The sequence below is a fragment of the Halosaccharopolyspora lacisalsi genome (assembly GCF_014137975.1).
In the GTDB taxonomy this organism is placed as follows: domain Bacteria; phylum Actinomycetota; class Actinomycetes; order Mycobacteriales; family Pseudonocardiaceae; genus Halosaccharopolyspora; species Halosaccharopolyspora lacisalsi.
This window is the reverse complement of sequence record NZ_JACGWZ010000003.1, coordinates 50,917-71,485: the sequence shown is the minus strand read 5'-3', so window position 1 is coordinate 71,485 and position 20,569 is coordinate 50,917. Positions and strand designations below refer to the sequence as shown.

The 20,569-nt window shown below is 70.4% G+C and carries 17 protein-coding genes; 7 read left to right on the top strand and 10 right to left on the bottom strand.

The window, feature by feature from the left end:
* Window positions 1–267: 267 nt before the first annotated feature.
* The 4 genes from FHX42_RS11845 (at window position 268) to FHX42_RS11830 (ending at window position 3,793) form a co-directional block, all read left to right on the top strand.
* Window positions 268–483 carry a DUF6104 family protein gene (locus tag FHX42_RS11845; RefSeq protein ID WP_182544750.1) on the top strand — a complete coding sequence of 72 codons (216 nt, stop codon included), beginning with the start codon at window positions 268–270 and terminating at the stop codon, window positions 481–483.
* 127 nt (window positions 484–610) lie between these two features.
* The gene (gene tdh / locus FHX42_RS11840) at window positions 611–1,642 is read left to right on the top strand and encodes an L-threonine 3-dehydrogenase (protein ID WP_182544338.1); all 1,032 of its coding nucleotides are present in this window, start codon (window positions 611–613) and stop codon (window positions 1,640–1,642) included.
* A complete protein-coding gene (locus tag FHX42_RS11835) occupies window positions 1,642–2,823 on the top strand; it encodes a glycine C-acetyltransferase (protein WP_182544337.1) in 1,182 nt (393 codons plus the stop codon). Before tdh ends, FHX42_RS11835 begins: the two co-directional genes overlap by 1 nt.
* A gap of 70 nt (window positions 2,824–2,893) precedes the next feature.
* Window positions 2,894–3,793, top strand: a complete 900-nt coding sequence (locus FHX42_RS11830) for a LysR family transcriptional regulator (RefSeq protein WP_182544336.1) — start codon at window positions 2,894–2,896, stop codon at window positions 3,791–3,793.
* Between the two features lie 5 nt (window positions 3,794–3,798).
* Here the strand turns inward: FHX42_RS11830 and hutI are convergent, their stop codons facing one another.
* From hutI to hutH, 5 genes are all read right to left on the bottom strand, one after another.
* Window positions 3,799–4,959: an imidazolonepropionase gene (gene hutI / locus FHX42_RS11825; RefSeq protein ID WP_182544335.1), complete on the bottom strand. Its 1,161-nt coding sequence runs from the start codon at window positions 4,957–4,959 to the stop codon at window positions 3,799–3,801.
* A gap of 86 nt (window positions 4,960–5,045) precedes the next feature.
* Window positions 5,046–6,362, bottom strand: coding sequence for a formimidoylglutamate deiminase (locus tag FHX42_RS11820; RefSeq protein WP_182544334.1), 1,317 nt, complete (start codon window positions 6,360–6,362; stop codon window positions 5,046–5,048).
* A complete protein-coding gene (locus FHX42_RS11815; protein WP_182544333.1) occupies window positions 6,359–7,573 on the bottom strand; it encodes an allantoate amidohydrolase in 1,215 nt (404 codons plus the stop codon). Before FHX42_RS11815 ends, FHX42_RS11820 begins: the two co-directional genes overlap by 4 nt.
* A 41-nt stretch (window positions 7,574–7,614) precedes the next feature.
* A complete protein-coding gene (gene hutU / locus FHX42_RS11810; RefSeq protein WP_182544332.1) occupies window positions 7,615–9,249 on the bottom strand; it encodes a urocanate hydratase in 1,635 nt (544 codons plus the stop codon).
* Between the two features lie 22 nt (window positions 9,250–9,271).
* Window positions 9,272–10,822, bottom strand: coding sequence for a histidine ammonia-lyase (hutH, locus tag FHX42_RS11805; protein ID WP_182544331.1), 1,551 nt, complete (start codon window positions 10,820–10,822; stop codon window positions 9,272–9,274).
* Between the two features lie 83 nt (window positions 10,823–10,905).
* On the opposite strand from hutH, the gene FHX42_RS11800 reads away from it, so the two are divergent.
* Window positions 10,906–11,715 (top strand): IclR family transcriptional regulator, encoded by an 810-nt coding sequence (locus FHX42_RS11800; RefSeq protein ID WP_182544330.1) that lies wholly within the window; start codon window positions 10,906–10,908, stop codon window positions 11,713–11,715.
* 148 nt (window positions 11,716–11,863) lie between these two features.
* On the opposite strand, the gene FHX42_RS11795 is transcribed toward FHX42_RS11800, so the two are convergent.
* From FHX42_RS11795 to FHX42_RS11780, 4 genes are read right to left on the bottom strand one after another with little or no spacing between them, the layout of a single operon-like run.
* Window positions 11,864–12,748 (bottom strand): ABC transporter substrate-binding protein, encoded by an 885-nt coding sequence (locus FHX42_RS11795; RefSeq protein ID WP_182544329.1) that lies wholly within the window; start codon window positions 12,746–12,748, stop codon window positions 11,864–11,866.
* A gap of 2 nt (window positions 12,749–12,750) precedes the next feature.
* Entirely contained in the window at window positions 12,751–13,434 is a 684-nt protein-coding gene (locus FHX42_RS11790; protein WP_182544328.1) for an ABC transporter permease, read from the bottom strand.
* Entirely contained in the window at window positions 13,431–14,057 is a 627-nt protein-coding gene (locus FHX42_RS11785) for an ABC transporter permease (protein WP_182544748.1), read from the bottom strand. The genes FHX42_RS11790 and FHX42_RS11785 overlap by 4 nt, the downstream gene beginning before the upstream one ends.
* Window positions 14,058–14,101: 44 nt before the next feature.
* Window positions 14,102–15,214, bottom strand: coding sequence for an ABC transporter ATP-binding protein (locus FHX42_RS11780; protein WP_182544327.1), 1,113 nt, complete (start codon window positions 15,212–15,214; stop codon window positions 14,102–14,104).
* A 276-nt stretch (window positions 15,215–15,490) separates the two neighbouring features.
* On the opposite strand from FHX42_RS11780, the gene FHX42_RS11775 reads away from it, so the two are divergent.
* Window positions 15,491–17,035, top strand: coding sequence for a bis-aminopropyl spermidine synthase family protein (locus FHX42_RS11775; RefSeq protein ID WP_182544326.1), 1,545 nt, complete (start codon window positions 15,491–15,493; stop codon window positions 17,033–17,035).
* A 186-nt stretch (window positions 17,036–17,221) separates the two neighbouring features.
* Entirely contained in the window at window positions 17,222–18,115 is an 894-nt protein-coding gene (locus FHX42_RS11770) for a pentapeptide repeat-containing protein (protein WP_182544325.1), read from the top strand.
* Between the two features lie 30 nt (window positions 18,116–18,145).
* Here FHX42_RS11770 and FHX42_RS11765 read toward each other — a convergent pair whose 3' ends face one another.
* Complete coding sequence (locus FHX42_RS11765; RefSeq protein ID WP_182544746.1) at window positions 18,146–20,563, bottom strand: putative bifunctional diguanylate cyclase/phosphodiesterase; 2,418 nt, start codon at window positions 20,561–20,563, stop codon at window positions 18,146–18,148.
* Window positions 20,564–20,569 lie beyond the last annotated feature (6 nt).

Below are 20,569 nucleotides of genomic sequence, written 5' to 3'. Positions count from 1 at the left end.
CCTGGAACAGGCCGGGGTGATCGTGCGTCCCACTCCCCGGGGAAGCTGATGACGTCGTTCGAAGCGGACCATCGAGACTCCGGCGGCAATGACGACCGATCGCCGTTCCACCACGCCGTTCGCGAGCGTGCACGCAGCACCGGCCGGCTGGTGGAGGTGGATCCTCCCTCAGAGGTTCCCACGCTGGACAAGCTGGAACTACGGGTCCGAGGAACCGGCAGTGCCGTCAGCGAGGCGCTGAAAGACGATCGACGTGAAAGGGGCGAGGTGTACTTCACCGATCGCGGACTGGAGGAACTCGAGGAACGGCGCGGGGACGAGGAGGTGCGGATGACCTGGGTCGCCGACCGGATGCGTGCCTTCGTCGACCTCAATCCCGAGTTCGAGAACGCCGTCGACCGGCTGGCGACCTTCCTGGCCCGCGACGAGGGCGACGCCGACAACGAGGACGGGGACGAGGACGGCGCCGATCAGGCACCGTGATCCGCTCCGCTGTGTAGCCGGCCTAACCAGCCAGTGCAGAAACTCGTGATGGACCCGCGGAGACGCACGGGGCCACACTTTCGGTGGCCGTCCGTCGATCCGGACGGTCGTCACGAAGGGAGGTAGCGTGCGAGCACTGGTCAAGACCTCGCCCGCGCCGGGTCTGGAGCTCACCGAGGTGCCCGATCCGGCACCGGGAGCCGACGAGGTCGTCGTCCGAGTCCTGCGAACCGGGATCTGCGGCACCGATCTGCACATCGCGTCCTGGGACGACTGGGCCGCACGGACCGTGCCCACACCGCTGGTGGTCGGCCACGAGTTCGCCGGGGAGGTCGTGGAGGTCGGCAGCGCCGTCGACAAGGTCAGCGTCGGTGACTTCGTCAGCGGTGAGGGCCACCTGGTCTGCGGGAACTGTCGGAACTGCCGCGCGGGCAAGCGTCACCTGTGCGTGAACACCAAGGGGATCGGCGTGCAGTACGACGGCGCCTTCGCCGAGTACGCGAAGCTGCCGGAGCACAACGTCTGGGTGCACCACCAGGAGATCGACCCGGACGTGGCCGCGATCTTCGACCCGTTCGGCAACGCGGTGCACACCGCGCTGAGCTTTCCGGTCCTCGGCGAGGACGTCCTGATCACAGGCGCGGGTCCGATCGGACTGATGGCCGCCGGAGTGGCCAAGCACGCCGGGGCCAGGCACGTCGCGATCACCGACGTCAGCGAGTCCCGGCTGGAGCTGGCCCGCCGCGTCGGCGTGGACACGACCGTCAACGTGGCGGAGAGCACCATCGTCGACGCACAGCATCGCCTCGGCATGGACGAGGGTTTCGACGTCGCCATGGAGCTCTCCGGCAACCCCGCCGCGCTGCGCGAGACGGTCGAGAACATGACTCACGGCGGCCGGATCGCGATGCTCGGCCTCCCCACCGAGGACTTCGGCGTCGACTGGAGCTCGGTGGTGCTCAAGATGCTCACGATCAAGGGCATCTACGGCCGGGAGATGTTCGAGACCTGGTACTCCATGTCGGTGCTGATCCAGGCCGGGCTGGACCTCTCCCCCGTGATCACGCACCGCTTCCCCCACACCCGATACGCCGAGGCGTTCGACACCGCACGCGGCGGACACTGCGGCAAGGTCATCCTGGATTGGACGGTGGACTGATGTTCAGCGCCGCTGAAGACGTACGGTCCCGACTCGACGAGATCCGTTCGGCGGGCCTGTACAAACCCGAGCGGGTCCTGGACTCGCCCCAGAGCGCACGCGTGGACGTCGACGAGTCCACTCTGATCAACTTCTGCGCCAACAACTACCTCGGGCTGGCCGACCACCCGGCGCTGCTGTCAGCGGCCAAGGGGGCCCTGGACACGTGGGGGCTCGGCATGGCGTCGGTGCGCTTCATCTGCGGCACCCAGGCGCCCCACAAGCAGCTTGAGCGGCGGCTCTCGGAGTTTCTGGGCACCGACGACACGATCCTGTACAGCTCGTGCTTCGACGCCAACGGCGGGCTGTTCGAAACGCTGCTCGACGAACGTGACGCGGTGATCTCCGACGAGCTCAACCACGCGAGCATCATCGACGGCATCCGCCTGTGCAAGGCTCGGCGCGCGCGCTACCGCAACCGCGACATGCAGGACCTGGAGCAGCAGCTCAAGGAGACGGCCGACGCACGACACCGGCTGATCGTCACCGACGGCGTGTTCTCGATGGACGGCTACCTCGCTCCGCTGGACGAGATCTGCGAGCTCGCCGAGCGGCACGAGGCGATGGTGATGGTCGACGACTCGCACGCGACCGGGTTCACCGGCGCGAACGGCTCCGGAACGCCGGAGCTGTTCGGAGTGACCGACCGCGTCGACGTGATCACCGGCACCCTGGGCAAGGCGCTGGGCGGCGCCAGCGGCGGCTACGTCGCTGCCAGGGCCGAGATCGTGGAGTTGCTGCGACAGCGCTCCCGGCCCTACCTGTTCTCCAACTCGCTGGCCCCGCCGATCGTGGCGGCCTCGTTGGCCGCGCTGGACCTGGTCGCCTCGCAGCCGGAACTGCGGCAGCGGCTGCGGGACAACAGCGAGCTGTTCCGCCGCCGGATGCACGAGGAGGGTTTCGACCTGCTGCCGGGCGAGCACCCGATCATTCCGGTGATGATCGGGGACGCCGCCGAGGCCGCCCGCATGGCCGAGCTGCTGCTGGAGGAGGGCATCTACGTGATCGGGTTCTCCTATCCCGTCGTCCCGCACGGCAAGGCTCGCATCCGCACCCAGATGTCGGCGGCGCACTCGTCGGAGGACATCGAGCGCGCGGTCGCGGCGTTCGTCAGGACCCGCGACAAGCTCGCGGCCCACTAGGCCCCGCCGCGCGGGTTTTTCGCGGTTTCGCGCGAAACCGCGTTTTTCCTGCGCAGGTAGGATGGGTGGGATGATTGACCCGCGTCGCCTACAGGTGCTGCGCGCGCTCGCCGACCACGGCACCGTGCGCGCGGCGGCCGAGACGCTGTACCTCACTCCCTCGGCCGTGTCCCAGCAACTCACCGCGCTGGAAAGCGAGGTCGGCCAGTCCCTGCTGACCCGGCGGGGCCGCCGGGTGCGGCTGACGGCCGCCGGGGAGCTGCTGGCCCAGCACGCCAAGGCCGTGCTGGCCGAACTGGAACGCGCCGAGGCGAGCCTGGCCGCCTGCTCGGCCGGTACCGTCGGCCGGGTCGAGGTGGCCTCGTTCGCCTCGGCCATCACGCAGGTCGTGGCACCGACGATAGCCGGCTTGGCCGCCACCGAGCCGGACGTGACGGTGCTGGTCCGCGACGCCGAGGCCCACAACAGTCTGATGATGCTGCTGACCGGCGACATCGACATCGCGGTGTCCATGGAGTACAGCTCCACGCTGCAACCGGACCACCGCAGGCTGACCCGCTACCCGCTCTACGTCGAACCCTTCGACGTCGTGCTGCCACCCGGCCATCGGCTCGGCGACCGGTCGACGGTGTCGCTCGACGATCTGCGCGAGTCGGACTGGATCGTGCCGCTACCGGACAACCCCTGCCGCTCGGTCACCCAGACCTGTTGCGAGAACGCCGGGTTCGCTCCGCGCATCACCCACACTTCGGACGACTTCCACGCCGTGGTGGCCCTGGTGGCCGCGGGCACCGGTGTCGCGCTGGTGCCGCGTACGGCCGTGGGAGGCGACCACGGTGCTCTGGTGCGTCCCGTGGCGGAACAGCCGCCGACGCGCCGCGTCTTCGCCGCCGTCCAGAGCGGCCGGGAGGAGCACCCGTTGCTGCGGGTGGTCCTCGATGGACTGCTGCACACCGCGAAGGGCCTGTAAGGGCGTCACCGCACTCGCACGCCACGGCTCCACACCGAGTGCGTGAGCGGAACTCCTGGGCGGTAAGCCAGCCACGTGGTGCTCGGTGCGTCGAGAACGTGCACGTCGGCGCGTGCTCCCGCGCGCAGCACGCCGACCGCGCCGTCGCCCTGCTCGCGACGCAGTGCCCTGGCACCACCCCACGTCGCCGCGCGCACCGCTTCGTCGACGCTCATGCGCATCTGGAGAACGGCCGTGGTCACGCAGAAAGCCATCGAGGACGTGTAGGACGAACCGGGATTGCAGTTCGACGCCAGTGCCACGGTCGCTCCGGCGTCCAGCAGGGCACGCGCCTCCGGCAACGGCTGGCGGGTGGACAGGTCGCAGGCGGGCAGCAGGGTGGCCACCGTGTCCGATTCCGCCAGCGCCGCCACGTCCGGTTCCTCCAGGTGGGTGCAGTGGTCGACGCTGGCCGCACCGAGCTTCGTGGCGAGCCGCACTCCCGGTCCGGGCGCGAGCTGGTTGCCGTGGACCCGGAGTCCCAGACCGTGCCGCAGCGCCGTCCGCAGCACCCGCTCGGACTGCTCGGCGTCGAAGGCACCCTGCTCGCAGAAGACGTCGCACCAGCTCACGTGCGGGGCCAGCTCCTCCAGCATTCGCCCGCGCACCAGGTCGACGTAGGAGCCGGCGTCCGTGTCCCCCGGGACCACGTGGGCTCCGAGGAACGTCACCTCGTCGACCTCGGCGGCGGCGATCTCCGCCGCGCGCAGCTCGTCGGCGACGGTGAGCCCGTACCCGGTCTTGGTCTCCAGGCAGGTGGTCCCCTGCGCGCGGGCTTCGTTCACGTGACGCCGCAGGTTCGCGGCGAGCTCCTCGTCGGTCGCGGCCCTGGTCGCCCCCACCGTGACCGCGATGCCGCCCGCACCGTAGGGCTCACCCGCCATGCGCGAGGCGAATTCGGCGGTACGGTCCCCGGCGAAGAGCAGGTGGGTGTGACTGTCCACCCAGCCGGGCAGCACCGCACGTCCCTCGACGTCGATGCGGTTGTCGGCTTCCGGCGCCTGCCCGGCGGGCCCGGCCCACGCCACGCGGTCGTCGTCGAGCACAAGCGCGGCATCGGAGAGTTTTCCCAGTTCTTCGTCCTGAGTGGTGAGCTCACCGATACCGGTGATCACAGTGCTTGTCATGATCGGACCTTACTTCTCTCGCACGAACGTTCACCTGTTCGAGATGTGCGGGTTCCGGTTTCGCCCGAAACCGGGAAACCGTCGCCTCAGAGGACCTCGCCGATCGCATCTCGCAGCCGCGAGGCGCTGTCGGGCACCGCCCGGTGGACGCCCTCGTGGACGATCCACCGTCCGTCGCAGATCACCTCGCGGACGTCGGAGGCGGTCGCCACGGTCGCCGCGGCCGAGACGGGAACCCCGGCCATTCTCGGGGTGGTGAGGTCGAGGGTCACCAGATCACCGCGGGCTCCGACGTCGATCCCGCCCGCGTCCGGCCAGCCCAACGCCCGGTGTCCCGCACTCGTGGCCATGCCGAGCAGCTCCGCACCAGAGAAGTGACCACGGAGCTGAGTGGCCAGGCGCATCGACGACTCCACCGCCCGCGCCTCCGCGAACGGGTCGATCACCGACTGCCCGTCGCTTCCCAGCGACAACGGGCTGCCCGCGACGGAGAGCGCGTCGGCGGGACCGATGCCGTCGGCCAGGTCCGCCTCGGTCGTGGGACACAGGCAGACACCGGTCCGGCTGCCACCGAGCCGCGCCACGTCCTCCGCCGCCGGATGCGTGGCGTGAACCGCCGTCGTCCCCTCCCCGAGGGCGCCGTGCTCGTCCAGCAGCTGAGTCGGTGTGCGTCCGTGAGCGGCCAGGCACGCCTCGTTCTCACCACGCTGCTCGGACAGGTGCACGTGCAACGGGACCTCGTTGTCCCCGGCGAAATCGGCCACCCGGCCGATGGCCTCCACCGGAACGGCACGCACCGAGTGCAGGGCCGCCGCCGACCGCACCCTGCTCGAGTCCACTGCGTACCCGTCCACCCGACTCAGCCAGTCGTCGACGTCGGCATCCGCGAAACGCCGCTGGACCCCTTCGACGGGCTTTCCGAAACCTCCGTCGAGATAGCAGGCGTCCAACAACGTCAGCCGAATTCCCACCTCCGAGGCCGCTCGTACCAGGGCCGCGCTCATGGCGTTCGGTTCGTCGTAGCGCGCCCCGTCCGAAGCGTGGTGCAGGTAGTGGAACTCGCCGACGCACGTGATCCCCGCCAGCGCCATCTCCGCGTACGTCCCGAGTGCCAGGCGGTAGTAGCTGTCCGGGTCGAGGCGCGCGGCGACGTCGTACATCTGCTCGCGCCAGGTCCAGAACGTGCCGCGTCCACCACCGGTGCGCCCGCGCAGCGCGCGGTGAAAGGCGTGCGAGTGAACGTTGGCCATTCCGGGCAGCGTCAGCCCGTACAACCGGCGAGCCCGTTCGGGCGGATCCTGGTCACCGGCCACACCGGTGATGACGCCGTCGTCGACGTCGATCAGAACGCGCCGGGCGGGGCCCTCGGGCAGCCACGCGTACTCGCACCAGTAGCTCGTCAACTCCGCTCACCTTCCGTCAGATGTTCGAGGACGCGGGCGAGCGCGACAGCACCCTCCGCGCAGTCGTCGGGCTCGGCGTGTTCCTCCGGCGCGTGGCTGATGCCGGTGGGGTTGCGCACGAACAGCATCGCCGAGGGGGTCCGCGCCGCCAGGACTCCGGCGTCGTGCCCGGCGCCCGTGGGCAGCGCGGGAGCACCGTCGAGCACCTCGGTGAGGTTGTCGCGCAGGGCCGCGTCGAAGGACACGGTGTCGGCCCAGGACTCTTCGGTGATCTCCACGCGGCATCCTTCGTCGGCGGCGCGGGCGCGTGCGGTCTCCGACAGGGCAAGCACCAGCTCGCGGGTGCGCTCCTCGAACGGGGACCGCACGTCGAGCCAGACGTCCACAGTGGATGCGACGACGTTGGTGCCACCCGGTGTCGGCACCATCCGACCCGCGGTAGCCCTGGCTCCCTCGACTCCGGCCGCGGCCTGCCGCGCGGCCAGGACCAGGTGCGACGCGGGCAGCATCGGATCCCTGCGATCGTCCATCGGGGTCGTTCCCGCGTGGTCGCCCTGTCCCTCGAACCGGAACCGCCACCTGCCGTGGGCCAGGATCGACGAGGCCACCGCGACCGGGCGCTGCCGGTCTACCAGGCCGCGCCCCTGCTCCACGTGCAGCTCCACGAAGCGACCGATCCGGCTCAGCGCCTCGTCGTCCCGACCGAGCCCCTCCGGGGAGAGTCCCGCCGAGCGCATCGCCTCGGCGAAGCCGACTCCCGTGGGATCACGCAGCTCACGCACCCGGTCCGGGTCGATCGTGCCGGCCAGCAGCCGCGAGCCCAGGCACGGGACACCGAACCTGCCGCCCTCCTCCTCCGCGAAGACGGTCACCGCCAACGGCCGTCGAGGTCGGACGCCCTCGGCGCGCAGCCGGTCCAGCGCCGCCAACGAACTCGCGACGCCGAGTGGACCGTCGAGGGCACCACCACCGGGTACGGAGTCGAGGTGACTACCGGTGACCACCGCGTCCGGGCCGGGTTCGCCCCACCACGCCCACAGGTTCGCGTTGGCGTCGGTGTTCACCTCCATGCCCCGCGCCCGCGCCTGCTCGGTGAACCAGTCCCGCAGCTCGTGCTCGGCGCGGTCGAAGACGTGGCGCGAGTAACCGCCTCGCTTTCCGTCCACACCGACGTCGGCGATCTGCGCCAGTAGCTCGTTCGGTGTCGCCACCTTCACTCCTTCGGGTGGTCACAACTTTAGGGAAAATCGCATCACAGGCCGGGGATTCGTACGCCTCGCTCGGTGGCCACTTCGCGGGCTCGGTCGTAGCCCGCGTCGACGTGGCGCATGACGCCGGTACCCGGGTCGTTGGACAGCACCCGCTCCAGCTTCTGCGCGGCCAGTTGCGTGCCGTCGGCGACCGTGACCTGCCCGGCGTGCAACGACCGCCCCATGCCGACACCGCCGCCGTGGTGGATCGACACCCACGTGGCTCCCGAAGCGGTGTTGGCGAGCGCGTTGAGCAGCGGCCAGTCCGCGATGGCGTCCGAGCCGTCGGCCATGCCCTCGGTCTCCCGGTAGGGCGAGGCCACCGACCCGGTGTCCAGGTGATCCCGCCCGAGCACCACGGGCGCCTTCAGCTCGCCGGAGGCGACCATGTCGTTGAACCGCAGCCCGGCCCGGTGGCGCTGGCCGTAACCGAGCCAGCAGATCCGGGCGGGCAGGCCCTGGAACGAGACCTTCTCCCCCGCCATCCGGATCCAGCGAGACAGGTGCTCGTCGTCGCCGAACAGGTCGAGCACGGCGCGGTCGGTGGCGGCGATGTCCGCGGGGTCACCCGAGAGGGCCGCCCACCGGAACGGTCCCTTGCCCTCGCAGAACAGCGGCCGGATGTAGGCGGGGACGAAACCCGGGTAGTCGAAGGCCCGCCCGTAACCGGCGGTCCGGGCCTCTCCCCGCAGGGAGTTGCCGTAGTCGAAGACCTCCGCCCCCGCGTCGAGGAAACCGACCATGGCCTCGACGTGCCGGGCGATGGATTCCCTGGCTCGGTCGGTGAACTCCGCCGGCTTGTCGGCCGCGTAGTCCCGCCAGTCCCCTGGCTCGACGCCGACCGGCAGGTACGACAGCGGGTCGTGCGCGGAGGTCTGGTCGGTGACGATGTCGGCACGCAAGCCCCTGCGCAACAGCTCCGGCAGCACCTCGGCGGCGTTGCCGATGACCGCCACCGAGTACGGCCTGCGCTGCCACTTGGCCGCCTCGGCCTTCTCGACGGCCTCGTCGAGACCGCTCGCCACCTCGTCGAGGTAGGCGTGCTCGACGCGCCGGTGCGCCCGCGCCTCGTCGCACTCCACGACCAGCGCCACCCCGTCGTTCATGGTCACGGCCAGTGGCTGCGCCCCGCCCATGCCGCCGAGCCCGGCGGTGACCGTCAGCGTGCCCGCCAACGTGCCGCCGAAGCGGCGCTCGGCCACGGCCGCGAAGGTCTCGTAGGTGCCCTGCAGGATGCCCTGGGTACCGATGTAGATCCACGATCCCGCGGTCATCTGCCCGTACATGGTCAGCCCGAGCGACTCCAGGCGGCGGAACTCCGGCCAGGTGGACCAGTCACCGACCAGGTTCGCGTTCGCGATGAGCACCCGTGGCGCCCACTCGTGCGTGGGAAGCACGCCGACCGGCTTGCCGGACTGCACCAGCAGCGTCTCGTCGGTTCCCAGCGTGGTCAGTTCCCGGCTGATCGCCTCGAAACTCGCCCGGTCCCGCGCGGCCTTGCCGGTGCCGCCGTAGACGACGAGGTCCTCCGGCCGCTCGGCCACCTCGGGGTCGAGGTTGTTGTGCAGCATCCGCAGCGGCGCCTCGGTGCTCCAGCTCCGTGCGGTGAGTTCGGTACCGCGCTGCGCGCGAACCATGTTTCCTCCTCGTGGTGGTGGTCTACGCCGACAGCGGTTCGCAGGCGGCGCGCACGTCGCCGGAGCGGATGAGCTCCTCGGCCGCGGCGACCTCCGGTGCCATGTGCCGGTCGGGGCCCGGACCCTCGACGCGGGTGCGCAGCAGGTCCCGCACCGCGGCGGTGGCCGGGGCCGGTCGCAGCGGCGCGCGCAGGTCCAGCGCCCGTGCGGCCGTGAGCAGTTCGACGGCCAGCACGGTGGTCATCCCGTCGACGGCGCGGCGCAGCTTGCGCGCGGCCGACCACCCCATCGAGACGTGGTCCTCCTGCATCGCGCTGGTCGGGATCGAGTCCACCGAGGCGGGAACGGCCAGCCGCTTGAGCTCGGTGACCACGCCCGCCTGGGTGTAGTGGGCGATCATGTGCCCGGAGTCGACACCGGGATCGTCGGCCAGGAAGGCGGGCAGTCCGTGCGAGCGGGCGACGTCGAGCATCCGGTCGGTGCGGCGCTCGGCCATGCTCGCCACGTCGGTCAGCGGGACGGCCAGGAAGTCCAGCACGTGCGCCAGGGGGGCGCCGTGGAAGTTGCCGTTGGACTCGACCCTGCCGTCGCCGAGCACCACGGGGTTGTCGATGGCCGCGGCGAGCTCACGGTCGGCCACGGTCTCGGTGTGGGAGAGGGTGTCCCGCAGCGATCCGTGCACCTGCGGGGCGCATCGCATCGAGTAAGCGTCCTGCACCCGGGTGCAGTCGGGACCTCGGTGGCTGGCCACGATCTCCGAATCCGCCAGCAACGCCCGCATCCTCGCCGCCGAGGAAGCCTGCCCCGGATGCGGGCGCAGCGCCTGGAGGTCGGCCGCGAACGCGCGGTCGGTGCCCAGCAGCGCCTCGACGCTCATCGCCGCCGTCACGTCGGCCACGTCGATCAGCTCCGCCAGGTCGCGCAGGGCCAGCACCAGCATGCCCAGCATCCCGTCGGTGCCGTTGGTCAGCGCCAGCCCCTCCTTCTCGGCCAGCACCACCGGCTCGATCCCGGACTCGGCCAGCGCCTCGGCGGCGGGACGGCGACGACCGGCCGGGTCGAAGACCTCGCCCTCACCGGTCAGGGCCAGCGCGACGGAGGCCAGCGGAGCCAGGTCCCCCGAGCACCCCAGGGACCCGTACTCGTGGACGACCGGCACGATCCCGGTGTTGAGCAGCGCGGCCAGCGCGTGGGCGGTCTCGGGACGGGCGCCGGTGTGGCCGGTGGCGATGGTGCTCAGCCGCAGTGCCATCAACGCGCGGACGACCTCGGTCTCCACCTCGGCGCCCGCGCCCGCCGCGTGCGAGCGCACGAAGGAGTGCTGCAGGGCCACTCGCCGATCGGCCGGGATGTGACGCACGGCCAGAGCACCGAATCCGGTGGAAACCCCGTAGGTGGGTTGCTCGGCGGCCGCCAGGGCCGCGATGTGCTTGCGGGTGGAACCGACCGCCTGCTCGGCGAGCTCGGTCAGCCGCACCTCCGCACGGCCCCGCGCCACGTCGACCACCTGCTGCCGGGTCAACGCTTCGGGACCGACGGCGGAGAACTCGTCGGCGGTTTCGCTGTACTGCATGGGTCCATCCCACCCCGCTCGGCCGCAGTACCCAAGTCCGGTTACCGTGACTCTGTCTGAAATACCAGACAACCGGAGGTCAGATGGGTTCCAGCAGCGACGTACCCGCGTTGCGACGTGGACTGGAGGTGCTGCGCGTCCTGGCTGCCCGCCCCGGTCCCGTGGCCGCCGGAGTGATCGCGCAGGCGCTGGAGCTGCCCCGCTCGACGACGTACCACCTGCTGGCCGAACTCACCGCCGCCGGTTTCGTCACCCACCTGCCGGAGGAGAAGCGCTACGGGCTGGGGGTGGCGGCCTTCGAGCTCGGCTCGGCCTACCTGCGTCACGACCCGCTCGAACGACTGGCCGGCCCGCTGCTGCGGCGGCTGGTGGACCGGGTCGGCCGCAACGCGCACCTCGGCGTGCTGCACGGCAACGAGTCGCTGTACCTGATCAAGGAGCGGCCGTCGCAGCCGCAGACGCTGGTCACCGACGTCGGCGTACGACTACCCGCGCAGCTCACCGCCTCGGGGCGAGCGATGCTGGCGCACCTGCCCGCCGCCCAGGTGCGCGCGCTGTTCCCCTCGGCGGAGAGCTTCGTCCTGCGCACCGATCGAGGACCACGCACCCTTCCCGGACTGCGACGCGCCCTGGCCGCCGAGCGCCGCCTCGGGTGGGCTGTCGAGGACGGCCACGTCACCACCGGTTTCGCCTCGGTGGCCTGCCCGGTGTTCGACCACAACGGGCGTCCCCGCGCCGCGATCAGCGTGACGTTCCGTCACCCGTGCGACGGGGAGACGCCCTGTGGACGGACGTGGCCGGACCTCGCCGAGCAGGTCCGGCACACCGCCGACGAACTGACCCGCCGCATTCGCGGGCGCAGCCACGCCACCGGAGAGGACTGCCAGGCATAGCGTCCCGAGCGCCCGGTGGCCGAGGGATTCGCGGTTTCGCGCGAAACCGCACATGGCTGCGGCTGCTCCTCGGCACGGTGAACGGGAAAAGTAACCTCACCAATCCCAGCGGCGGTTGCCCGGTTTCGCGCGAAACCGGGCACTCGGGTCACAACTTCAGGCCGTCCACGAAGGTCTTGGCGAGATCGGCCGGGTTGGCCTTGTCGACGACCATCCGCTCGTTGAGCTCGGTCAGCTTCTTCGTCGTCAACGCCTGCGAAACCTCGTTCAGCACCTCGCGCTGCTGCTGGTTCAACGATCCCTCGTGCGTCAGCGGCACCACGTTCTGCGCCGGGAACATCTGCTCGGGATCGGCGAGCTCGACCAGGTCGTTGCGCTCGATCGCCGCCGAGGTGGTGAACAGGTTCGCCACCTGGATCTTGTCGTTGAGCAGGGCGTTGACGGTCACGCTGCCCGCCTCCAGCTCACGGATGCTCTTGAACGTGCAGCCGTAGACCTCGGCGATGCGACCGACCCACCGCTGCTTCCACTCGGCGGGGGCACCCAGCACCAGGTCGCCGCAGCGCGGCCCCAGGTCGGCCATCGAGCGAATCCCGGTGGCGGCGGTCTCGGGGGTCACCGTCAGCACGTCGGAGTCCTCGGCGGGCGAGTACTCCAGCACCTCCAGCTCCGGTGGCAGTGCTCGCCTGAGATCGTCGTGGACCTGCCGGGACTTCGTAGCTCCCGCCTTGTCGTCCAGGTACTTCAGCAGGTTGCCGGTGTAGTCGGGGATGACCGACAGCTCGCCCTCGCGCACCGCCTTGACGTAGACCTCGCGTGCCCCGATGCGCCCCTTCGTGCGCACCTCGGCGCCGGTGGTCCGCAGCGCCTCGGCGTAAATCTCCATCAGCAGGGCGCTCTCGGTGAAGTCCGCCGACCCCACCACGATCGGTCCGCCCTGTCCGCCGCCGGAGTCCAACGGGTCACCCGAACCGCACGACGTCAGGGTCAACGCAGTGACCAGCGCGATCCCCAGTATTCGTAACCGCTTCATCCTTAGCTCCCGTCGTGCGTAGCTGTATTGGCCAGAACGAGACCGCGCGGTACCACCCAGCGCGAGAGCGCGGCCAGGACGCCGTCGAGGAAGACGGCCAGCAGCGCGATGAGCAGCGCGGCCACCGCCATCTGGTCGTACTCGCCGACCGCCAACCCACCCAACAGGATGCGACCGAGCCCGCCCAGACCGACGTAGGCCGCAACGGCGGCCGTGGCCACGACCTGCAACATCGCGCTACGTACACCGCCGATCAACAACGGCAGCGCGTTCGGCAGCTCCACCTGCCACAAGCGTTGCCACGGCGTCATCCCCATGCCCCTGGCGGCGTCCACGGCCTCGGTGGGCACGCTGCGAACGCCCGCGTGGGTCCCGGAGAGGACGGCGGGCACGGCCAGAATGACCAGCCCGGCCAGGGCGGGTACCACACCGAGCCCGAGAAACATCACCAGCGCCGTGACCAGGCCGAGCGTCGGCAGGGCACGCATCGCGTTGCTGACACCCACCACGAACACCCCGCCGCGCCCGGTATGTCCGATGTAGAGTCCGAGCGGGACGGCGATCACCACCGCCACCCCCACCGACAGCACGCAGTAGTACAGGTGCAACAGCATCTGCGCCGGAACACCCTCCGGACCGCGCCAGTGCGCGGGATCGGCCAGCCAGGCGATCATGTTGACGATCAACTCGGGAGCACCCTTCCGCCCGCGCGCGTCCACGGCGTGATCAGCCTCCAGAGCCCGACCAGCAGCAGGTCCACCACCAGCGCGAGCAGCACGGTGAGCACGATGCCGATGAGGACTTGGGCCGGGTACCAGCGCTGAAATCCGTCGGTGAACAACTTGCCGAGCCCACCGGTACCGATCAGCGCCCCCAGACTGACGAGGCTGATGCTGCTGACCGAGGCCACCCGGACCCCGGAGGCGATCGCCGGGACCGCCAGCGGCAGCTCCACGGTCAGAAAGCTACGACCGGTGCGGTAGCCCATCGCGGTCGCGGCGGCGGTGACGTGGCCGGGCACCGACTCCAGCGCATCGAGCGTGGGACGCACCAGCAGCGCCGCGGTGTAGATCGTCAGCGCGATCACCACGTTGTTCGACGACAGCAGTGGCCACCCGAACAGACCCGGGATGAGCACGTACAGCGCCAGCGAAGGAATCGTGTAGAAGACGTTCGCCGCCCCCAGCAGCATCCCGCGCAGCCAGTACACCCGTTGCGCGAGTCGTCCGATCGGCAGCGCCACGAGGAAGCCCAGCAACAGCGGCACCAGGGACAGGTAGGTGTGTTCGGCCAGCGCGTCCAGCACCATCTCGCGGTTGCTGGGGCTGCCGAAGAACTTCAGCAGCTCCTCGATCACGGCACCGCACCTTCGGTGGTGACCGATCGTCGGCGCGACTCGATGAGGTCGAGCACGTGGCGAGCCGTGACCACGCCGACGTAGGCGCCGTCGGCGTCGACCACGACGCCCAACCCGGACGGCGCGGACAGGGCGGCGTCGAGGGCGCCCCGCAGCGACGTGCCCTCGGTGTAGAGCGATCCTCCCGCGAGCAGCTGGTTCTCGGTGAGCTGCCCGTCCACCGTGGCGTCGGGGAGCAGCCATCCGCGCGGACGCCGTTCGTGATCCAGCGCCAGTACCCACCCGGCTCGACTGGGAACGTCCGCGCTGGTGTCACCGATGCGGATGGTGTCGGCCTGTTCCGGGCACACCCCCTGCGAGTCCAGGAAGGACAACCTCCGATACCCCCGGTCGCGTCCCACGAAGGAGGTGACGAAGTCGTCGGCGGGTTCGGCGAGCAGGTCGTCGGGCGCGGCGTACTGGGCGAGGTACCCGCCCTGCCGCAGCACCGCCACGCGATCGCCGAGCTTGATGGCCTCGTCGATGTCGTGGGTGACGAACAGGACGGTCTTGCCCAGCTCGTCCTGCAAGCGCAGCAACTCGTCCTGGAGGTCCGCGCGCACCACCGGGTCGACCGCGCTGAACGGTTCGTCCATCAGCAACACCGGTGGGTCGGCCGCTAGGGCGCGCGCCACGCCGACCCGCTGCTGCTGACCGCCGGAGAGCTGCACCGGGTAACGCTTTCCGAGGTCATTCGGCAGCCCCACCCGTTCGAGCAGCTCAGCGGCACGTCTGCGCGCGTCGCGCCTGCTGTTGCCGAACAGCCGGGGCACGGTCGCCACGTTGTCGAGCACCGTGCGGTGCGGGAACAACCCCGCCTGCTGAATCACGTAGCCGATGCCGCGCCGGAGCCGGGCGGGATCGCGCTCCCGGATGTCGGTGCCGTCGAGCAGAACGGACCCGGAGCTCGGATCGATCATCCGGTTGACCATCCGCATCAGCGTCGTCTTGCCGCACCCGGAGGGTCCGACCAGGACCGTGATGGTTCCGGCCTCGACCGTCAGGCTGAGATCCTGAACGGCCACCGTGCCATTGCCGTACTGCTTGTGCACGGACTGGAACTCGATCACCGAGCCCCCTCGCTGATCACCGACGGTCACTCGCCGACCGCCACAAACCGGGACGACTCTAACCCGATCGGGCGTCGCATGCGACGTAACGAGACTTACGTGTAATACCGACCGGCCCTCACACCTGCACTTTTCCGGCGCACGAAACCCCGAAACCGACGGAATTCCCGGTTTAGCGCGAAACCGGGAAACTCACGGTCGCACCGTGCACACGGGTGGTGGTTGTGGACAGTCGGGCGGCACCCGTGAGTGACGCACCGTATGCTGGACATCCCCATGAGCACAGGCCAGTCATCCGAAGAACCCACCGCGCCGATCGACGCCGTTCAGGCCCGCATCCGCGCAGCAGGCGTGCTCGCGCGCCCGCTGCGCCGCGTGCTCGCGCTGCTCGCCGAAGGCCCGCACTCGCTCGACGAGCTCGTGCGCATCCCCGCCGTCCCCCACCGCACCGTCGCGGAGCTCCTCGCCGCGGCGGGAGACGACGTCGACGCCGGAGGTGACGCCTACCGGCTCACGTCCGAGGCCAGCGGGCGCTACCGCGCTCGCTTCGCGCTCGACGCGGCGCGCCCCGAGGGCGAACACCTGGACCGGATCCGCGACTTCGTCGCCTCCGGTCCGACCCCGGCCGGCGCTCTCGACCACGTCACGGCGACGCCGGAGACGGCGCTGCGCCGCGCCGAGTGGCTGCGCGACAACTACGAGCTGCACGAAACCCGACTGCTGTGCCTGGGCGATCACGACCTGACCTCCCTGGCGGTGTGCCTGGTGGAGCCGTCGGTGCACGTGACCGTGCTCGATCTCGACGAGCGCGTCCTCGCCCACATCGACAACGTCGCCGCCGAGCACGGCTTCGACGTCCACACGCTGCACGCCGACCTGCGGTTCGGCGTCCCGCCGATCGCGCGGGAGAACGCCGACCTCGTGTTCACCGATCCGCCCTACACGCCCGAGGGCGTCGGCCTGTTCGCCGCGCGGGCCGTCGAGTGCGTGGCCGACGCGAACAGCCGCGTGCTCATCGCCTACGGGTTCAGCCACCGGACCCCGGCGCTGGGGCACAAGGTGCAGCAGGAACTGCTGCGGCTGGGCATGGTGTTCGAGGCGATCCTGCCGGGATTCCACAGCTACGAGGGTGCCCAGGCCATCGGCAGCGCCAGCGACCTCTACGTCTGCCATCCCACGGGACACACCCGCAGGCTGGCCGGTAAGCAGCCGCCGGGCATCTACACCCACGGCAACCAGGCGGTGGAGTCCTCGCAGGAGGAGCCGAGCGAGGAGTTCCTGGGCAGGCTGGGCGAGCTGACCGGCACGGAGGTGCGCGGACTGCGTCCGGCGGGCTGGGACCGGCCGCTCAAGAACCGCCGCGAGTACTCGGTGTTCGACCTGCGCGCCGATCCGGGGCCGTGGCTGCTGCGGATGCTGCTGGCCTGCAACTCCGAGAGCGCGGCGTTCCTCGTCGGCAACCGGCACCACGACATCATCGGCGAGCACGCCCAACAGGCGCTGGCCGACGTCGTGGCCGCCAAGTACCACCTGCGCTTCCACCGCAGCGGCCCGGACGCCACGCACGCCGTCGTGTTCGCCGAGCCGCCCTCCCGGTCGCGGGGCCTGGCGGCTCACCTGCTGTGGCGGGCGCACGGCAAGGTCGGCAACACCTGGCGCGAGGCGCTGATCAGCGAAGCCACCGCCTCCGGTGCCGAACTCTCCAAGCGGGAGGCCGCCGAGCGCGTCGCCGGACTCGTCCAGCACCCCGGCGACCTCGAAGCCCGCCTCGTCGACCTGCCGCGTCACCGACTGGCCGCCCTGCTGCACACCGAAGCCTGACAGGACAGCTCCCGACCAGGTAGTCCGACTGGGCGGCCCCGCAGGACCGCCGAGCTCGGTGAACGGACCGTTTTGGCGGTGAGAGCGCCAAAACGGTCCGTTCAGCCTCCGAACACCCGTGCTCGCTCCTCGCTCGAGTCCGCTCGTAGCCTCGGGAGGACCACGGAGGTCGACGAAGGGGGTCCGATGTCCGACCGAACCGACGATCCGGCGCGCGCGGGCGACGAGCGTCGCGACCTGAGGGCGGACTGCGGCAACTGCGCGGGGTTGTGCTGCGTCGCTCCGGCTTTCGCGGCCTCGGCCGACTTCGCCGTGGACAAGCCCGCGGAGCAGCCGTGCCACAACCTGCTCGACGACTTCCGCTGCGGCATTCACGCCGACCTTCGCGAGCGGGGCTTTCCCGGCTGCGCGGTGTTCGACTGCTTCGGCGCGGGCCAGCACGTCACCCAGGTGACGTTCGACGGGCGGAGCTGGCGGGACACTCCGGAGATCGCGTCCTCGATGTTCACGACGTTCGCGGTGATGCGGCAGCTCCGGGAGATCCTCTGGTACCTGACCGAGGCCCTGGCACTGCTCCCGGAGTGCCCGCTGCGGGAGGAGCTCGACCACGCCCGGCGGCGAACCGAACGCCTCACCGACGCCGACGCCGAAGAACTCGCGACCGTCGACGCCGCCGCGTACCGGCAGGAGATCAGTCCGCTGCTGACGCGGGTCAGCGAGACGATGCGCGCCGAGGTCGGCGACCGCGCCTCCGACCGCCGAGGCGCCGAACTCATCGAAGCGAAGCTTCGGGGCGCGAAACTTCGCGGTGCGAGCCTGCGCGGGTCCTACCTCCTCGGGGCCGACCTGCGGGGTGCCGACCTGCACAGAACCGATCTCCTCGGAGCCGACCTGCGGGCCGCCGACCTGCGCGGGGCGCTCCTCGAAGGGAGTCTCTTCCTCACCCAGCCCCAGATCGAGGCGGCCAAGGGCGACGCGGCGACGACGATCCCGCCCGCATTGACCCGTCCCGCCCACTGGCCCACCTCGACCGCGCCGGAGCGAACCAGCTCCCGCCCGCACCGGCGCCGCCGTCGGTAGGATCAACGACTTCGTGCGACGGGTACGACTTCAGGGAGAATCGGTCACTGCCACTTCCGGTACGTGCAGGGGCCCCAGGGACAGCAGGGTGCGGAACTCGGGCGCGGGCAGGGGCTTGGAGAACAACCACCCCTGGTAGGTCCCCACCCCCATCTCCTGCAGGACGTTGAACTGGGCCGCGGTCTCGACTCCCTCGGCCACGCACAGCCTGCCCATCGCGCAGGTCATGTCGACCACCGCCCTGGCCACCGCGCAGTCCGAGGCGTCACCGTCGACCCCGGAGACGAACCGGCGGTCCACCTTGATGATCTGCGCGGGAAGGTCCTTGAGCCGGGCCAGCGAGGAGTAGCCGGTACCGAAGTCGTCCACCGCGAAACGGACGCCGCGCCCGGCGAGTTCGCCCATCGCGCACCGCGTCCGCGACGGCAGGTCCACGAAGGCCGTCTCGACCAGCTCCAGGACGACGCGGTCGCAGTCGATGCCGCTGGCGGCGACCGTGTCGGCCACCACGTCGACGAAGTCGTGGTCACCGGGCACCAGGCCGGCCATGTTGATCGCGATCGACACCGGTCGGCCTGCGCTGTCCGGCCAGCTCGCCGCCTCGCTCAGCGCCGTGCGCAGCACCCACTTGTCGAGCTCGCGCAGCATGTCGCCCTGCTCGGCGATCGGCAGGAACGTGCCGGGCGAGAGCAGCCCGCGCTCGGGATGGTGCCAGCGGATCAGCGCCTCGGCGCTGACCACGGAACCGTCCGCGTCCACGACCGGCTGGTAGTGCAGGGTCAACCCGTCGTTGTGCAACGCCTCCCTGAGCTGACCCTCGAGGTGCAACTGGTGATCCGCCGAGGCCATCAGTGCCGGACCGGCCAGTGACATCCTGCCCGGTCCGCGGTGCTTGGCCTCGAACATGGCCGCGTCGGCGAACCGCAGCAGATCCTCACCACTGCCCCCGGAGCTGCTGGGCACCGCGGCACCGACCGAGGCCGAGACCCGGACCAGCTGACCGTGCACCGGCACCGCCGTCCGCAGCAGCCTCGCGACCTGGGTCGACAGCGCGTCCACACCGCCCACCTCCGTGACGTCCGCGCAGATGACCACGAACTCGTCACCCGAGAGCCGGGCGGCGGTGCAGTGCTTCGGCAGACCACCTTCCAGCCGCCGGGCGAGCGCGACCAGCAGCTCGTCACCGGCGTCGTGGCCCAGTGAGTCGTTGACGCGCTTGAAATTGTCGATGTCGCAGAACAGCACGGCCACACCGGCGGCGCCGGCACCGCTGAGCATCGACCCGAGCATCTCCTTGACCGCGGCCCGGTTCGGCAGCCCGGTGAGCTCGTCGTGAGTGGCCTGAAAGCGCAAGGCGTCCGCGGTCCGGCGCCGCTCGGTGACGTCCTGGAACACCACGAGCCAGAACCGCGTCCCGTCGTCCTGAACCGACAGTGCGATGTGGAGTTCGCAGTACACCAGCTCACCGTCGAAGCGCATCAGCCGCCACTGCGGAATCCTCCGCTGAGCGCTCTGGCGGCCCAGCTGCTCGCTCGCCTCGCGCAGGGGCGTTCCGCGGTCCTCCGGATGGGTCATGCGCGTGGCGGTCGTGCCGCGCAGCTGGTCCAGGCGGTACCCGAGCAGGTCGCAGAGCGCGTCGTTGGCATCGACCAGCCGCTCGGCCTGGTCGAACAGTCCGATGCCGACGGGGGTGACGGTCACCAGGTCGGTGAAGCGCTGGCTGGAGCGCTCCATCCTGGTCACGGCGGTACGTTGTTCGGTGACGTCCTGCGCCGTACCGACCAGGGTCACCCAGCCCTCGGAGTCGGTCATCTCCGAACCGTGCATCCGGAACGTGCGCACCGTGCCGTCGGGCCGAACGTAGCGGTGCTCGATCTCCACCGGAGTGTGGTCGTCGAGCAGCGCGCGCCAGGCTTGATCCACCCACGGCCGATCGTCCTGATGCACGTGCTCCAGGTAGTTCTCGTAGGTGCTGAAAGCCGCGGGAGTCTCGCCGATGATCTCGTAGAGCATTTCCGACAGGCGCGTCTCGTTGGTCGTGGGATCCCACTCCCAGGTGCCCAACCGAGCCACCCGCTGGGCGTCGTGCAGTTTGCGTCGCTGCTCGCTCGTGTCCCCGGCCTCGGGCGTCAGATCCGAGATCTCCACGAGCAGGAGCACCGTCAGCCGGGCGTCGGACGAGAAGGGCCAGCTCACCGAGCGGACGGGAATCTCGCCCTTCGGCCCGCGCAGGAACTCGGCATGCCCCCGCGTTCCGAGCAGTGTGGTGATGTGCCGCCCGACCAGTCCGGGAACGGACTCGTCCACGAGTTGCGCGACCTGAACGGTCGCGCGGACGATCGTGCCGTCCGAAGCACACAGCAGCGCGGGAGCTTCGGGTAACGGTTCCTGACGCGAATCACCGTCCTCGCCGTCGCCCCCCTTGGCGTGCACCGGTATCCGCACCATGCCGGA

Excerpts from the sequence above, each read along its gene's own strand:
- FHX42_RS11835 (WP_182544337.1), top strand. The coding sequence starts at position 1,642 with ATGTTCAGCGCCGCTGAAGACGTACGGTCCCGACTCGACGAGATCCGT.
- FHX42_RS11830 (WP_182544336.1), top strand. The coding sequence starts at position 2,894 with ATGATTGACCCGCGTCGCCTACAGGTGCTGCGCGCGCTCGCCGACCAC.
- hutI (WP_182544335.1), bottom strand. The coding sequence starts at position 4,959 with ATGACAAGCACTGTGATCACCGGTATCGGTGAGCTCACCACTCAGGAC.
- hutU (WP_182544332.1), bottom strand. The coding sequence starts at position 9,249 with ATGGTTCGCGCGCAGCGCGGTACCGAACTCACCGCACGGAGCTGGAGC.
- hutH (WP_182544331.1), bottom strand. The coding sequence starts at position 10,822 with ATGCAGTACAGCGAAACCGCCGACGAGTTCTCCGCCGTCGGTCCCGAA.
- FHX42_RS11800 (WP_182544330.1), top strand. The coding sequence starts at position 10,906 with ATGGGTTCCAGCAGCGACGTACCCGCGTTGCGACGTGGACTGGAGGTG.
- FHX42_RS11795 (WP_182544329.1), bottom strand. The coding sequence starts at position 12,748 with ATGAAGCGGTTACGAATACTGGGGATCGCGCTGGTCACTGCGTTGACC.
- FHX42_RS11785 (WP_182544748.1), bottom strand. The coding sequence starts at position 14,057 with ATGGTGCTGGACGCGCTGGCCGAACACACCTACCTGTCCCTGGTGCCG.
- FHX42_RS11775 (WP_182544326.1), top strand. The coding sequence starts at position 15,491 with ATGAGCACAGGCCAGTCATCCGAAGAACCCACCGCGCCGATCGACGCC.
- FHX42_RS11770 (WP_182544325.1), top strand. The coding sequence starts at position 17,222 with ATGTCCGACCGAACCGACGATCCGGCGCGCGCGGGCGACGAGCGTCGC.
- FHX42_RS11765 (WP_182544746.1), bottom strand. The coding sequence starts at position 20,563 with ATGGTGCGGATACCGGTGCACGCCAAGGGGGGCGACGGCGAGGACGGT.